This window comes from Vulgatibacter sp., from assembly GCF_041687135.1.
In the GTDB taxonomy this organism is placed as follows: domain Bacteria; phylum Myxococcota; class Myxococcia; order Myxococcales; family Vulgatibacteraceae; genus JAWLCN01.
The window spans coordinates 25,178-38,807 of the sequence record NZ_JAWLCN010000018.1 but is presented as its reverse complement, the minus strand read 5'-3'; the positions used below and the strand labels follow the sequence as shown (position 1 = coordinate 38,807).

Sequence of the window (13,630 nt, the reverse complement as noted above, 5' to 3'; positions counted from 1 at the left end):
CGAACCTCGGGCAGTACCCGGGGCTTTCGTGGCCTCCCGTCGCCGCCAAGCAGGCGGAGACGCTAAACGTCTGCAGAGAGGAGAGCGCTGGCGCGTGGGCTGGTCTCACGCGTGGAACTGTCCTCATTGAAGCAGAGAGGGCCTCGGCCCGGCGCCCGAGAAGGGCGGTGTTGGCAGCGCAAACTGTCAACACGCTTTAGAGGGTCGGCCCCCCAGCCGCAAGGTCAGCGTGGGGGCCCCACCGCCGTGCCGCAGGCGGCGGGATGGCGGCGGAGGAGCGCCGCCGGCAGCACGCCGTCGGGGAGGTCGAGCGCCCTGCCCTCGCGCACCGCCCGGATGCCCGCAGGGTCGACCACCCGCGCCGCCAGCTCCTCGGTCCAGGTGGCCTCGCCGCCCCCCCTGCACTGCCGCGCCTCCGAGGCGACGCCCCGCACCACCAGCTCCTCGGCGCCGTCGCCGTCCACGTCCGCTGCCCAGGCCGCGCCGTCGTAGAGGTCGGCGGCGCCTTCGGGGCGAAGCCGCGCACCTGCCACCACGATCGATCGGCCGCCGCCGTCCAGGGGAGCGACGTGGAGCAGCCGATCGAAGCCGCCGCCCACGAGCTGCGCGCACGCGACGCCCTGCTCCTCCCAGACCACCGGCACCGCCCGCTCTCCCCGGCGCAGGAAGCCGGCGAGCCGGAAGGAGGCATGGCACCAGCGGGCGGGACCGCCGGGCGCCGCGTGGCGACGCGGCGAGAAGCGGGCCCAGCCCTGCAGCCGGTGGCCACCGGGAACGCGCTCCAGCGCCAGCAGCAGGGCGAAGCGCTCGGGCCCCTCCCGCTCGAAGAGGGCACGGGGCCTGGCGAGGACCACCAGCTCGTCGAGGCCATCGCCGTCGAGGTCCGCCTCGGCGAAGCCGTCCACCGCCAGTTCCGGGACCAGCGCCCCGCTCTCGACCGCGCCTGCCAACGACGGCGGCAGCGCCGGTACCCAGAGCGGCTCCGGCAGCGCGAGGTCCCGCGCCGGCAACGCATCGACCGGCCCCTCGAAATTCGCGAGGAGCCTGCCGCCTGCAGGGGCGCCGTAGGCGTCCGGCCGCGGCGGCCTCTCGCTCACCGGCAGCACGGCGTCGGCGTCGGCGGGATCCAGCGGCGGAAGCTCGCGTGGCCCGTCCACCGCGGCGCGGCTCGCCCGCGGCCCGAGATCGATGTCGTCCCAGGAACGGCGCCGTTCCGGCGAGGCGCAGGCAACTGCGAGGAGGAGGAGAAGCACGAGGAGATGGCGCAGCACCGCGGCACCATCACCCGCCGCCGCCACGGGGCGCAAGCTCAAGGCGGATGCTCGCCCATCGCCGCCTGCGGCTGCCCGCGGGGCAGCTCCACCGTGAAGGTCGAGCCCCGCCCGGCGACGCTCTCCACCCAGATCCGCCCGCCCATCGCCTCGACCACCTGCCGCACGATCCAAAGCCCGAGGCCGAAGCCACCGTAGTGGCGGGAGGCGACGGCCCGCTCGAAGCGCTCGAAGATCCGCGCCTGGTCCTCGGGCGAGATCCCGATGCCGTGATCCTCCACCTCGAGCCGGACGAGATCCCCCTGGTCCCGGACCCGCACCTCGATCGGCCTGCCGGCGCCGTATTTCACCGCGTTGGAGACGAGGTTCCCCACCACCTGCTCGAGACGCACGCGGTCCCAGCTCCCGTGGAGCTCCCCCTCGGTCGTGAGCAGGAGCGACGAGCCGGCGCGGGCAGCAGGCTCCCGCGAGCGCTCGACGCTCTCAGCGACCAGCTCGCCGAAGTCGAGGTGCTCGCTCACCAGCGCGATCCGGTGGGTGGTGATCCGCGAGAGGTCGAGGAGCTCGTCGATCAGCGCGTGGAGCCTGCCGCTCTGCCGCACCACCGACTGGAGCAGCCCGACGATCCGCGTGTCGGTGGGATCGCGCCGCAGGATCCGCTCCATCTTCTGGAGCTGGAGCTTGAGCGTGGTGAGCGGCGTCTTGAGCTCGTGCGAGGCGATGGAGAGGAAGTCGTCGCGGACGCGCACCGCCTCCTGTGCCTCCCGCAGCAGCGCGGCGTTCTCCAGCGAGAGGGCGGAGCGCTGCCCGAGCTCCTCGAGCACCGCGGCATCCTCCCGGCGGAAGGGGCCCGCCCCGGCACGCCTGCCCACCGCCAGCACGCCGATGAACCGACCCCGGCTGGCCAGGGGGACGCAGAGCACCGGCCCCAGCTCCCCGTCGCCACGCCACTGTTGCGACCGACCGGCCTCGAGGGTGCTCCGCACCCTGCCGTCGAGGTTGGGCACCGGCGGCGCGCCCCCGTCCTCCTCGAGCAGCCACCCGATCGCTGCCCCGTCGAAATGGGCAGCAGCGACCGGCGCCGGTCGCCCGCTCGCATCGACGAGATAGAGCGTGGCGAAACGCCCGCCGCCGGCGAGCGCGAGCCCGACCACGCGGCGGGCGGTCGCCGCGAAGGACATCGAGGTGGCCAGCGCCCGGCTCGCCTCGGAGAGGAAGATCGTGCGGGCGTGGGCCTGCTCCGCCTCGCGGCGCGCCTGCTGCTCCTGCACGAGCAGCCTGTCGCGCTCCCGCTCCGCGAGGCGGCGCGCGGTGACGTCACGAAAGCTCCAGACCCGGCCCACCGGCTGGCCATCGAGCCATTGGGGCCGGGAGAAGCGGTCGAAGATCCTGCCGTCGCGGAGCTGCACCAGGTCGTGGGCCTCGGCAGTGGGGTGCCCGTAGAGTTCCTCGACCCGGGCGCGAAAGCCGTCGGGGTCCTCCAGCTGCGAGAGGACCGCGCCGATGGCGGCCCGATCGTCGCCGGCCTCGAGCAGCGAGCGGGGCAGCCGCCACAGCTCGAGGAAGCGCCGGTTGAAGCTGACGATCCGCCCCTGCCCGTCGACGACGAGGATGCCGTCGGCGGTTGCGTCCAGGGTGGCGCGCAAGAGCGCGAGGGAGTGGCGGAGGGCCCGGGTCTGCTCCTCCACCTGGTTGCGCAGCTCTCGGCGGGCGGCGGAGAGGGCGCGGTGCGCTGCAGCCCGCTCCTCCATCACCACCGCGAGGGCGAGGAAGGTCACCGAGACCACCACCACGAAGATCTGGAGAAGGCGCAGCGACTCGCCCACGTCGAGGCCGGCGAAGGGTCCCTGCCGTGCGGCGGTCCAGGTGATCGCCATGGAGGCGACGAGGAGATTCCCGGCGGCGGCGCCCGCCAGACCGAAGCGGAGCGCTGCCCAGACCAGCAGCGGCAGCGCCAGGTAGGCGAGCTGGTACTGGCGGGTGGCGGGGACCCACGGCCCGAAGGCGACGGCCCCCACCACGAGGAAGAGGAAGAGCAGCAGCAACGCCTCGGCCACGCTGCGCGACGGGCCGATCGGATGGCGCTCTCCGAGGAGGAGGAGCGGCGGCGCGGCGACGAGGATCCCCACCACGTCACCGAGCCACCAGGAGGCTGCAGCCCCGGCGAGATGGTGCGGCTCGACGTAACCCGCGAGCCCGACCATCGCCGTCCCGATCAGCGTGTTGGGCAGCGGGCCGATCAGCGCGCCGAGGCCGACCAGCGCCGCGAGCCCGCGCAGGGAATGGGGCGGGACCCGCTCGAGGGCGAAGCGTTGGACGAGGAAGGTGGCGAAGACCGCGCTTGCCGACGCACCGGCGGCGACGCCCGCTGCGGTGAGCAGCCCCCTCGGGAGGCTCTCCGTCGATGCAACCAGGACGACGGCGAGGACCGAGAACGAACCGAGGAAGACGCCCGGCCACAGGGAGCGCCCGTAGAGGAGCAGGCCGGCGAGGGCGACACCCGCAGCAGGCCAGACGGGGCTGACGTTGACCGGGGCCACCTCGAGCGTCCCGCCGAGGAGCGCCGCGAAGGCATAGGCGAGCGCCAGGAGCAGCGTCCCCACGATCCGCCGCCCTATTCCGTCCCTGCCGCCGTGCGCCTGGCCTGCGGAAGGCCTGCTCACCCATTCCCCCGCGCGACGTCCGCCGCCCGGGGAAGCTATCCACCCACAGCCGCCGCTGCCGGCGGCAGGCGGCCTACCGCTCGTCGAGCCCGCGGGCGAAGTTGCCGATCACCAGGCCGGGGCGCGCCGCCTGGAGCCGCTCGAGGAGGGCAGGAACGCCGATCGGCTCGCCGGGCGCCGCCACCTCGCCAGCCACGGCGAGGTATTGCTGGGGATCGATGCAGAGCGAGCGCGTCTGCACCTGGTCGACCCGGTGCTTCGCCACCAGCTCGCAGAGTGCCTCCACCTCGCCCGCCCGGTCGGTGACGCCGGGGAAGAGGAGCAGGTTGAGCGCCACGTAGCCACCGTGCCGGCGGGCCGCCGCGATCGAGGCCTCGACGTCGGAGAAGTCGTAGCCAATCGGCCGGTAGTAGGCGCGGTAGAGCGGCGCCCAGGCGGAGTTCAAGGAGACGCGCACCGCGTCGAGGCCCGCGCGGAAGAGCGCGTCGAGCCCCTCGGTGAGCGAGCCGTTGGTGTTGATGTTGATCGAGCCGCGGCTCGTCTCCGCGCGCATGGCGCGGATCGCCTTCTCGATCACCTTCCAGCGGGTGAGCGGCTCGCCCTCGCAGCCCTGGCCGAAGGAGACCATCACCCTGCCGGTGGCGTTCTTCAGGTGGTGGATGCCGACCCGGGCCATCTCCTCCGCGAGCGGCGCGTCGTCCATGCGCTCGTGGGACGCGGGGGGGCCGTCCTCGGGCTGGTCGGAGATGCAGCCGACGCAGCGGGCGTTGCACATCACCGACGCCGGGATCGCCGCCTCGTCCCTGCAATAGAAGGTGTTCTGCGAGGTGAAGCAGTTGTACTGCAGGGCGCAGGTCTTGAGCTGCTTGAGGATGCGGTTGCTCCCCTCGCCGAGGAGACGCGCCTGCACGATGCCGCCGAGCTCGCGGGTGGAGAAGTCGGTCGGGTTCCAGTGGGTGCGCTGATCGGTGTGGAGCGCCCAGACCACCGGCCCCTCCTCGCCCCAGCCCGCAGCGGTATAGGCCCACTGCGGCAGCACCGGCGCGTCGCCCAGGGGCTCGTCCGCAGGCAGCAGCGTGCGGGTGTAGCCCGGCTGCAACATCGCCCCCACCGCCACCGGCTGGAAGGTGCGCTCGCCCACGGTGATCTCGTCGACGACCACCAGCTCGCCGGTCTCCGGATCGACGCCGATGGGGAGGCGGCCGGGCAGCGAGGCGAGCCGTCCGAACGCGGGAAGCGGGATCGGCGTCTCGTCGGGCTCGCCCACCGCCTCGCCGTGGCGGGCGGCGGCGAGGAGCTCGGGGTGGTCGTAGAGGTTCCCCTCGGGGTCGGCAAAGAGAAGACGGGGCGCGGTCATCTGGTTCTTCCTATCGGCGCGCTTTTCGCTGCGGGCGCGCATGGCTAACAGACCGCGGCCCGCGATGCCATCCTGCGCGTCCAAAACCAACGCGCCGCGGCTTGCGACCGCCTCGGCGCGCTGCTATACGCGCCGCGAGTTCTGACCTCGGAGGTCGTCGTGATCGTTGGTGTTCCCAAGGAAGTGAAGGTTCGCGAGTACCGCGTGGGCATGGTGCCGGCAGGCGTGCGTGCGCTCACCTCGCGCGGCCACAAGGTCCTGGTCCAGAAGGGCGCGGGCCTGGGCTCGTACATCCCCGACGAGGATTACATCGCCGCTGGCGCGACCATGATCGACACCGCCGATCAGGTCTGGCGCGAGGCGGAGATGATCGTGAAGGTCAAGGAGCCGATCGCGGAGGAGTACCCCCGCATCCAGAACGGCCAGCTGATCTACACCTACCTGCACCTCGCCGGCGTGGACCCCGAGCTCACCAACGTCCTGGTCCGGAAGAAGGCCACCGGCATCGCCTACGAGACCATCCAGCTGGCGAACGGCTCGCTGCCGCTGCTCCGGCCGATGTCCGAGGTAGCCGGCCGCATGGCCGTGCAGGTCGGCGCGATGTGCCTCGAGCGCGAGAAGGGTGGCAAGGGCATCCTCCTCGGCGGCGTCCCCGGCGTGCGCCGCGGCAAGGTCGCGATCATCGGCGGCGGCGTGGTCGGCACCCACGCGGCGAAGATGGCGATCGGCCTCGGCGCCGACGTGACCATCCTCGACACCAACATCGACCGTCTCGGCTACCTCGACGACATCTTCGGCGGCCGCATCTCCACCATGTTCTCCAACCAGGTGAACATCGCCAACGCGGTGCGCGAGTCGGATCTCGTCGTCGGCGCCGTGCTCATCCCCGGCGCCGCAGCTCCCAAGCTCGTCACCGAGGCGATGCTCAAGGAGATGGGCGACGGCTCCGTGGTCGTCGACGTGGCGGTGGACCAGGGCGGCTGCATCGAGACCTGCGTCCCCACCACCCACGACAACCCGACCTTCATCAAGCACGGCGTGGTCCACTACTGCGTCGCGAACATGCCCGGCGCGGTGTCGCAGACCTCGACCTTCGCCCTCACCAACGTCACCACCCCCTACGCGGTCAAGCTGGCCGACCTCGGCGCGGTGGAGGCGATCCAGTCGGATCGCGCCCTCGCCCTCGGCGTGAACACCCTGGGCGGCGGCGTGACCTACGAGGCGGTGGCCGAGGCCCTCCGCCTGCCCTACACCCCGCTGGCCGACGCGCTGGTCGGCAGGATCAAGGCGTAAGCTGCCGAACAGGCTTCGCCCCGCAAGCCGGCCCGCGACCCGTCGCGTGGCCGGCTTCGTCGTTCCTGCGACGGGGGCTCGGACAGCGTGTCAGGGGTCGCGTGGCCGTTTTGCCACTTTGGCGCACCGCGGCAGGCCGGGTGGCGGGCGCCCGCTCGCACCGGATCGGCCCCAGGCCCGCCCGGAAACGGTTTTTTGCACCTTGCGGAACCATTGGCCCGGCCGCTGCATCTGAAGGTACGTGGGAGCGGCGAATCGCCCCGAGACCGATCGAAACGGTCGCTCCCCGACTTGGCGAGCCCTCGGAATATGGGCAGCGGACTTCTTGTTGGGTCTCGCGAAGTGGTTATGTTGCGGACGAAGGGCAATTGTTCTGAAAGGGACATTGGATTTTCGTGAATTTCGTCCGTCCAGTCGGGGCGAGGGGAGAAGCATCGGTGTTCGATTTTCGCCACACCAACGCCACCCGCCGGGAGTTCGAGGAGCTCACCCTCGAGCATCTCGACCCGCTCTACTCCGCGGCGCTGCGGCTCACCAAGAACGAGCGCGACGCCGAGGATCTGGTCCAGGATACCTTCCTGCGTGCCTACCGCTTCTTCGACAAATTCGAGCGCGGCACCAACATCAAGGCCTGGCTCTTCAAGATCCTCACCAACACCTTCATCAACCGGTACCGCCGGAAGGTGAAGGAGCGCACGGTGGTCGAGGGAGCAGAGAAGGAGACGGTGCACGAGCGCTTCATCAGCCGCCGTGCCACCGAATACGCCGCCAACCCGGAGCAGTACTTCTTCGATCGGCTGCTGAGCGACGACGTGCTCCGCTCCATCGACGAGCTGCCCATCGACTTCCGGCTCGTGGTCATCCTCGCCGACCTCCAGGACTTCTCGTACAACGAGATCGCCGAGATCGTCGGTTGCCCGGTGGGCACGGTGATGAGCCGCCTCTATCGTGGCCGCAAGCTCCTCCAGAAGAAGCTGAAGGAGTTCGCGCGCGGTTCGGGTTTCGTCTCCGACGAGGCGATCGAAGCGGCCTTCGCTCCGAAGGAGCCGAAGGAGAAGGCGCCCACCGACCTCGGCGAGTACCGCCGCAAGCGCACCGCGACGCGCTAGGATCGGGACCGACCGCAGCCCGGTCGTCCCAGGGGATCGAGAACGATGGATTGCAGCGACCTCGAGCGATTGCTTCCTGCCTATGCCGACGGGGAATTCGCATCGGGGGAGAGCGTGGAAGTCGAGGAGCACCTCGCGTCCTGCCCCAGTTGCAGCGACGAGGTCTCCGCCCTGCTCGCCTTCCGCTCCTTTCTGCAGCAGAAGGCCGGTGAGCAGAAGGTCGCCGCCCCCTCGCAGCTGCGCGAACGGATCCGGACCGACATGGCCCGCGAGCGTGCGCGGGAGCAGGTCCGGCGCTTCTCGCTCTACTCCGCCGTCGCCGCAGGGCTCGTTGCGGTGGCGAGCTTCGGCTACGTGATCGCCCCCGCCGACGAGGAGAGCCCGGAGCTGGTCCTCTTCGACGCGGTCGACAAACACGCCAGGGCGCTTCCGCTCGAGGTTCGGCCCACCGCCGACAAGCCGGACGACGTCGAGAGCTGGTTCCGCGGCAAGGTGGATTTCCGGGTCCGCGCGCCGACCTTCCGCTCGCCCCAGGCGGCGCGGCTGGTGGGGGCACGGCTCGCCAACGTCCGCGATCGGCAGGCGGCCTATCTCGTCTACGGCGGCGAGGATCCGGCGCGGCGGACGACGCTCCTCGTCTTCCCCGGCGAGATCGAGATGCCCGACGGCAGGCGCACGCGGGTCGGCGAGCGCGACGTGGTGATGGCGAACGAGCGCGGCTACAACGTGGCGCTCTGGCAGCAGCGCGGCATCGTCTACTCGCTGGTCTCGGATCTCGACGAGAGCGACATGCTCCAGCTCGTCTCGCAGGTCGAGGAACGCTGAGCGCGCGGCGCGGTGGGAGCGCCGCGGATCGGGTGAGAGCGGCGCGCACCAGCGCTGCGCCGCTTCGTTGACACGCGATCCCCCCACGTCTAGCCTCGCTCCGAAGCTGCGGACGCAGGCCGCTCTCACAGCGGCCCCTGCAGCGAGGACACGCAATGGACGTGCTGATCATCGAAAGCGACGACGACTTCGCAACGGGCCTGCGCGACGCACTGGCCACGCGCGGCGTCCATGCCACCGTCTTCACCGATGGCGAGGAGGCCCTCGAGCGGGCGCGGACGGAGAAGCCCCGGGCCGTGGTGCTCGCCCTCGAGCTGGGGGATCGGCCCAGCGCCGGCTTCTCCTGGTGCAACCGGTTCAAGCGCGACGAGGCGCTGCGCGACATTCCGCTCGTGCTCACCTCGGCCCTCGCCACGGCGGAGACCTTCGACCACCACAAGCGGTTGAAGACCCGCGCCGATGCGTACCTGCACAAGCCCTTCGCCGCCCCCAGGCTCCTGCAGGAGCTGGAGAGCTGGCTCCCCATCGACGCGCCGCCGGCGGGCTCCGATCTCGATCTCGCCGCCGAGCTGATCGGCGACGACGAGATCGAGTCGGTCGAAGCCGACGACGTCGTACCTGCGGAGGCCGCTCCGCTCCAGGCGGCTCCTGCCGAGGATGCGCTGGACGAGCTCTTCTCCGATCTGGGAGACGCGCCTGCCGATCTCGAGCGCACGGTGGTTGCCCTCGCCCGCGACGAGGAGAGCCTCGCTGCTCCCCGCGAGCGCGCCGAGGCACAGGGCCTCGACGTCGCCGACCTCCGCGGCCAGGTGGCGGAGCTCGAGGCGCGCCTGGAGACCGACGCCCGGGAGCTCGCCGAGCGGGAGCGCCGGATCGCCCGGCTCCGCGAGGAGAACGACGACGTCACGCGCCGCCTGCGCGAGATGCAGCACAAGGCCGACGCTGCGGCGGCGCAGAACCGCAAGCTCGACGCGACCCTCTCGGTGCTCCGCGCCGACGCCGCGCAGCTCCCTGCCCTGCTGGACCGGGTGACGGAGCTCGAGGCCCGCGCCGCCGCCCTGGGCAGCGATCTCGCCGGCAGCCGGGGCGAGGCAGCAGCGCTGCAGGAGCGGCTCGGCGCCGCGGAGCAGGAGCTCTCCGAGACGCAGCAGAAGCTCGAGGCAGCCAGCGCCGAGAGCGAGGACCGCGCCGCGCAGGTGAAGCGGCTCCGCGAGGAGTGGGAGCGCACCGCAGCCGAGCTCGAGGAGATCGCCGCTGCGCGGCAGGCCCTCCAGACGGCCCTCGACGAGGCGGCCACCGCTCGCGAGGGGCTCGAATCCGAGCTCGAGAGCGTGCGCGCCGATCGTGACGGGCTGCGCAGCGAGCTCCAGCAGGTCCGCGCCGACGCGGACGGCAGCCGGATCCAGCTCGCCACCGTGAAGACCGAGCTGGCGGTGGTTCGCGGCAACCTCGAGGCATCCCGCGAGGAGCAGGAGCGGACCGCTGCGGAGCTCGAGCGCCTCGGCGAGGAGAGCCGCTTCGAGATCGAATCGCTGCGTGGTGAGCTCGACGGCGCGCAGGCGCAGATCGCCGCAGGCGAGGAGACCCTCGGAAAGACCCGCGGCGAGCTCGACTCGGTCCGGGAAGAGCTCGAGACCGCGAAGCTCGAGGCCGAGATCCTCCAGGCCGACCTCGATCAGGCGCGCGGCGAACTCGCCTCCGTCAGCGAGGCGAAGGCCACCAGCGAGGCGGCCCTCGAGGCGGAGCGCAAGCGGCTCGGCAGCGCGAAGGACGCCCTCGCCAGGCTGCAGGGGATCCTCGCCGACGAGCAGGCCGACGAGGGCTGATCGGAGCACGCTGCGCTGTTCGAAGAAGCCCGGCCTCGCAGCCGGGCTTCGTTCGTTTCGGCCGAGGAGAGCGCTTCAGTGCTTCTGCTGCTTGAGCGTCAGGTTGCGGGCGCCGGTCTGGATCGCGTGGGGGACGTTCTTGTTCTTCGACAGGTCGCGCAGATCGTTGGGCCGGACATGGGGGAGGAAGCGCAGCGCGGTGGGCAGCGGCGTCTTGGGGTTCTTCACCAGGTTGTATTTCACCAGGTAGAGCTTCAGCCACTCGCGGTTGGTGTAGATCACCCGGAGCACGTCCTCGTGGACGGTGCGCGAGTTGGTCAGCGCCACGATCTCGCTCTCGGTGATGCGCGGGCTCTGCACCGCAGCCACCGCCACCAGCTTGTTGGTGTCCCGCAGCAGGATGGTGCGCGCTTCCTTGTTGCCCAGCGTGGCGAGCTTGATCTTCTCGGAGACCGTCATGCTGAGGAGGCGCTGGGTCAGGGTGAGGCGCCGCTCCTCGGCGATCTCCTGCTCCTCCTCGCGGGCGAGCTCTTCGGGGAACTCCTCGAGGACCGAGACGGCGGTGTGCTCTGGCGGCTTGTGGGGCACGTCGCCGTGGATGCGGCGGTGCGCGTCGACGAGCGCCGGCACGTCGTCCCGGTAGATCCCCGACCGGATCGCGAAGTCGGCGGTGGTGTCGATCACCGAGCGCGCCGCTTTCGATTCGGAGAGCAGCGCGCAGAGGAGCTCCTCGCAGCGCAGCAGCCGCAGCTGGTTCTGGGCGACGAGCTCCGCGATCCGCGCCGGCGCCTTCCGCACCACCTCGACCAGGGCCTCGTCCGGCGTGGCCTGGTTGAGCACCAGCATCTCGAGGAAGGTCTCGTTGGCGCCGACCTGCCCTGCGAGCCAGCCGAGGACCGGCTGCGGCAGTCCGTCGTCCCGCAGCGCCGTGGAGGCGATCTTGTCCGGTAGGCCCGCGGCGCTCTGCAGCGCCTGCTCCCGGACGCTCTCGTCGGGATCGAAGGAGAGCAGGTAGAGGAGGCAGACCGCGTCCTGCGGCGAGGTGGGCACGAGAAGCCGCGCGCCCATGCTCCGCAGCGGCAGCGGGGCCGCGGGGTCTGCATGCTTGCGCAGCGCCGGGGTCAGCTTGTCGGTCGAGATCCGGGGCGAGTCGCTCATGCCCTTTCCTTGGCACTGAGCAACCGGTGGCGCAACATTCCGAGGTATTTGTTGAGCGGATGGGAGCGCTTGAGGAAGGAGAGGACCGGGGGGCGCCGCACCCCGAGCCGCTCGATCATCGAGACCAGGCCGGGGTGGTGGGTGTCGATGGCGAGCCCCTGCCGGACCGCGCGCACCGCCCGCTCCTTCTGGAAGGTCGTCTCGTAGACCACCGCGAGGCGCCAGAGCGCGTCGGCATCGACGAGACCGCGCCGCACCGCCTCCTCGCAGAAGGCCACGCCCTTGTACTCGTCCCTGGCGACCAGGGTGAGGCTGAGGCCGAGGCGCGAGAGGACCCGCGGGTCGTTGCCGTCGAGCTGCTGTGCCGCGCGCCACGCCTCGTGGGCCGTGGCGCGATCGCCCCGATCCCAGGCGGCGTCGCCTGCGGCGAGCTGCTCCTCGACGGTCGGGGCCGGGGCCCCGTTGTGGGCGGAGTGTCGCATCCGGCGCATTGTGCCGTGACCAACACCCCGCGTTCAATGGCCGAGCGAGCAGCCACCTCCTCGGGTGGGCTGGGGGTCAGTTGCGGTCGAAGATGATCCGCAGGCCGTCGAGGGTGAGGAATTCGTCCACCTCGTCGATGGCGTCGGAGACCCCGGCGAGGAGCGGCGCCAGGCCGCCGGTCGCGACCACCGTGGGCCTGGGGCCCCCGAGCTCCCGGGCGAGCCTGGCGCAGAGCCCGTCCACCAGGGCGCCGTAGCCGAAGACGATCCCCGACTGCATCGAGGAGACGGTGTTGCGCCCGATCGCCCGGTCGGGTCGGTCGAGATCGACCCGCGGCAGCTTGGAGGCGTTGCGGCTCAAGGCCTCCACCGAGATCGAGATCCCCGGGGTGATCGCGCCGCCCAGGTACTCGCCCTTGGCGGTCACCACGTCGAAGGTGGTGGCGGTGCCGAAGTCGACGACGATGAGCGCGCCGGGCCAGCGCTCGTAGGCGGCGACGGCGTTGACGATCCTGTCGGCGCCCACCTCCCGCGGGTTGTCGTAGAGGATGGGCATCCCCGTCTTCACCCCGGGGCCGATGAAGAGCGGCTTGCAGCCGAAGTAGCGGGCGCTCATCCGTTCGAGCGCGTGCTGCATCGGCGGCACCACCGAAGAGACCGCCACCGCCTCGATCCGCGCCGGATCCACCCCGTGGTGGCGCAGCGCCTGGTGGCAGAGGAGGCCCCACTCGTCCGAGGTCCGGTGGGGATGGGTTTCGAGCCGGAAGTGCTCGACCAGGCGCCTGCCTTCGTAGGCGCCGATGACCGTGTTCGTGTTGCCGACGTCGACCGCGAGCAGCATGGCTGCCTGCTTACCGCGCCGGACGGAGCGATGTCACGTCTCCGGTGCGGGCCTGCTCGAGGACGCCGTCGTCCCGGCGGAGGAGGAGCGCCCCCGCCTCGTCGATGTCCTCGGCGATCCCCTCGATTTCGCTCTCCGCCTCGATGAGCCGTACCCGCGTGCCGAGGGTGGAGGAGAGCGCGCGGTACCGCTCCCGTACCGGCTCGAAGCCGCCCCGCTCGTGGCGCCCGAGCCACGACTCGAAACGCGCGAGGAAGTCTGCGGCAAGATCGGCCCGGGAAACCTCCCGCCCCAGCTCGGTGCGGACGCTGGTGGCGATCGGCCGAAGCTCCTCCGGGAGGTCGTCCTCGACGAGGTTCACGTTGATGCCGATGCCGACCACGACGAAATGGATCCGCTCCATGCTGGCGGAGAGCTCGGTGAGGATCCCCGCGATCTTCCGCGCCCCCGCCACCAGATCGTTGGGCCATTTGATCGAGGCCTCGACCCCAGCAGCCCGGAGCGCCTCCGCCCCGGCAACTGCCACCACCGGCACGATCTCCGGCGCCCGCTGCGGCGGCAGCGCCGGACGCAGCAGCACCGAGAGGTAGAGGCTCCTGCCCGCAGGGCTCGCCCAGCTCCTGCCCCGGCGGCCACGGCCGGCGGTCTGCCGTTCGGCGATGACCACCGTCCCGTGGGGCGCGCCCTCCCGGGCGAGACGCAGCGCCTCGTCGTTGGTGGAGCCGAGGCTCTCGTGGACGTGGAGCGTCCTGCCGAGGGCCTCGGTGGTGAGCAGGGACGGGAGGGCCGCGGCGAGATCCTCCAC

General features: G+C 71.5%; 11 protein-coding genes. 4 read left to right on the top strand and 7 right to left on the bottom strand.

All coding sequences use genetic code 11. From position 1 onward, the window contains the following. Positions 1-224 precede the first annotated feature (224 nt). The 3 genes from ACESMR_RS23645 to ACESMR_RS23635 form a co-directional block, all read right to left on the bottom strand. Positions 225-1,313, bottom strand: a complete 1,089-nt coding sequence (locus tag ACESMR_RS23645; RefSeq protein ID WP_373049600.1) for a hypothetical protein — start codon at positions 1,311-1,313, stop codon at positions 225-227. Continuing rightward, complete coding sequence (locus tag ACESMR_RS23640) at positions 1,310-3,934, bottom strand: MASE1 domain-containing protein (RefSeq protein WP_373049599.1); 2,625 nt, start codon at positions 3,932-3,934, stop codon at positions 1,310-1,312. Before ACESMR_RS23640 ends, ACESMR_RS23645 begins: the two co-directional genes overlap by 4 nt. A 73-nt stretch (positions 3,935-4,007) precedes the next feature. Beyond that, positions 4,008-5,291: a radical SAM protein gene (locus tag ACESMR_RS23635; RefSeq protein WP_373049598.1), complete on the bottom strand. Its 1,284-nt coding sequence runs from the start codon at positions 5,289-5,291 to the stop codon at positions 4,008-4,010. Between the two features lie 159 nt (positions 5,292-5,450). On the opposite strand from ACESMR_RS23635, the gene ald reads away from it, so the two are divergent. The 4 genes from ald to ACESMR_RS23615 all read left to right on the top strand — a co-directional run bounded on the left by ald (position 5,451) and on the right by ACESMR_RS23615 (position 10,344). Continuing rightward, the gene (ald, locus tag ACESMR_RS23630) at positions 5,451-6,584 is read left to right on the top strand and encodes an alanine dehydrogenase (protein WP_373049597.1); all 1,134 of its coding nucleotides are present in this window, start codon (positions 5,451-5,453) and stop codon (positions 6,582-6,584) included. 437 nt (positions 6,585-7,021) lie between these two features. Continuing rightward, the gene (locus ACESMR_RS23625; protein WP_373049596.1) at positions 7,022-7,693 is read left to right on the top strand and encodes a sigma-70 family RNA polymerase sigma factor; all 672 of its coding nucleotides are present in this window, start codon (positions 7,022-7,024) and stop codon (positions 7,691-7,693) included. 45 nt (positions 7,694-7,738) lie between these two features. Then, entirely contained in the window at positions 7,739-8,518 is a 780-nt protein-coding gene (locus ACESMR_RS23620; RefSeq protein ID WP_373049595.1) for an anti-sigma factor family protein, read from the top strand. Between the two features lie 155 nt (positions 8,519-8,673). Then, positions 8,674-10,344 (top strand): response regulator, encoded by a 1,671-nt coding sequence (locus ACESMR_RS23615; RefSeq protein ID WP_373049594.1) that lies wholly within the window; start codon positions 8,674-8,676, stop codon positions 10,342-10,344. 75 nt (positions 10,345-10,419) lie between these two features. Here the strand turns inward: ACESMR_RS23615 and ACESMR_RS23610 are convergent, their stop codons facing one another. The 4 genes from ACESMR_RS23610 to ACESMR_RS23595 form a co-directional block, all read right to left on the bottom strand. Continuing rightward, positions 10,420-11,502 carry a hypothetical protein gene (locus ACESMR_RS23610; protein WP_373049593.1) on the bottom strand — a complete coding sequence of 361 codons (1,083 nt, stop codon included), beginning with the start codon at positions 11,500-11,502 and terminating at the stop codon, positions 10,420-10,422. Beyond that, positions 11,499-11,984 (bottom strand): hypothetical protein, encoded by a 486-nt coding sequence (locus tag ACESMR_RS23605; RefSeq protein WP_373049592.1) that lies wholly within the window; start codon positions 11,982-11,984, stop codon positions 11,499-11,501. Before ACESMR_RS23605 ends, ACESMR_RS23610 begins: the two co-directional genes overlap by 4 nt. Before the next feature lie 76 nt (positions 11,985-12,060). Next, positions 12,061-12,825 carry a type III pantothenate kinase gene (locus ACESMR_RS23600; protein ID WP_373049591.1) on the bottom strand — a complete coding sequence of 255 codons (765 nt, stop codon included), beginning with the start codon at positions 12,823-12,825 and terminating at the stop codon, positions 12,061-12,063. Positions 12,826-12,835: 10 nt separating this feature from the next. Further along, positions 12,836-13,630, bottom strand: coding sequence for a biotin--[acetyl-CoA-carboxylase] ligase (locus ACESMR_RS23595; RefSeq protein WP_373049590.1), 795 nt, complete (start codon positions 13,628-13,630; stop codon positions 12,836-12,838).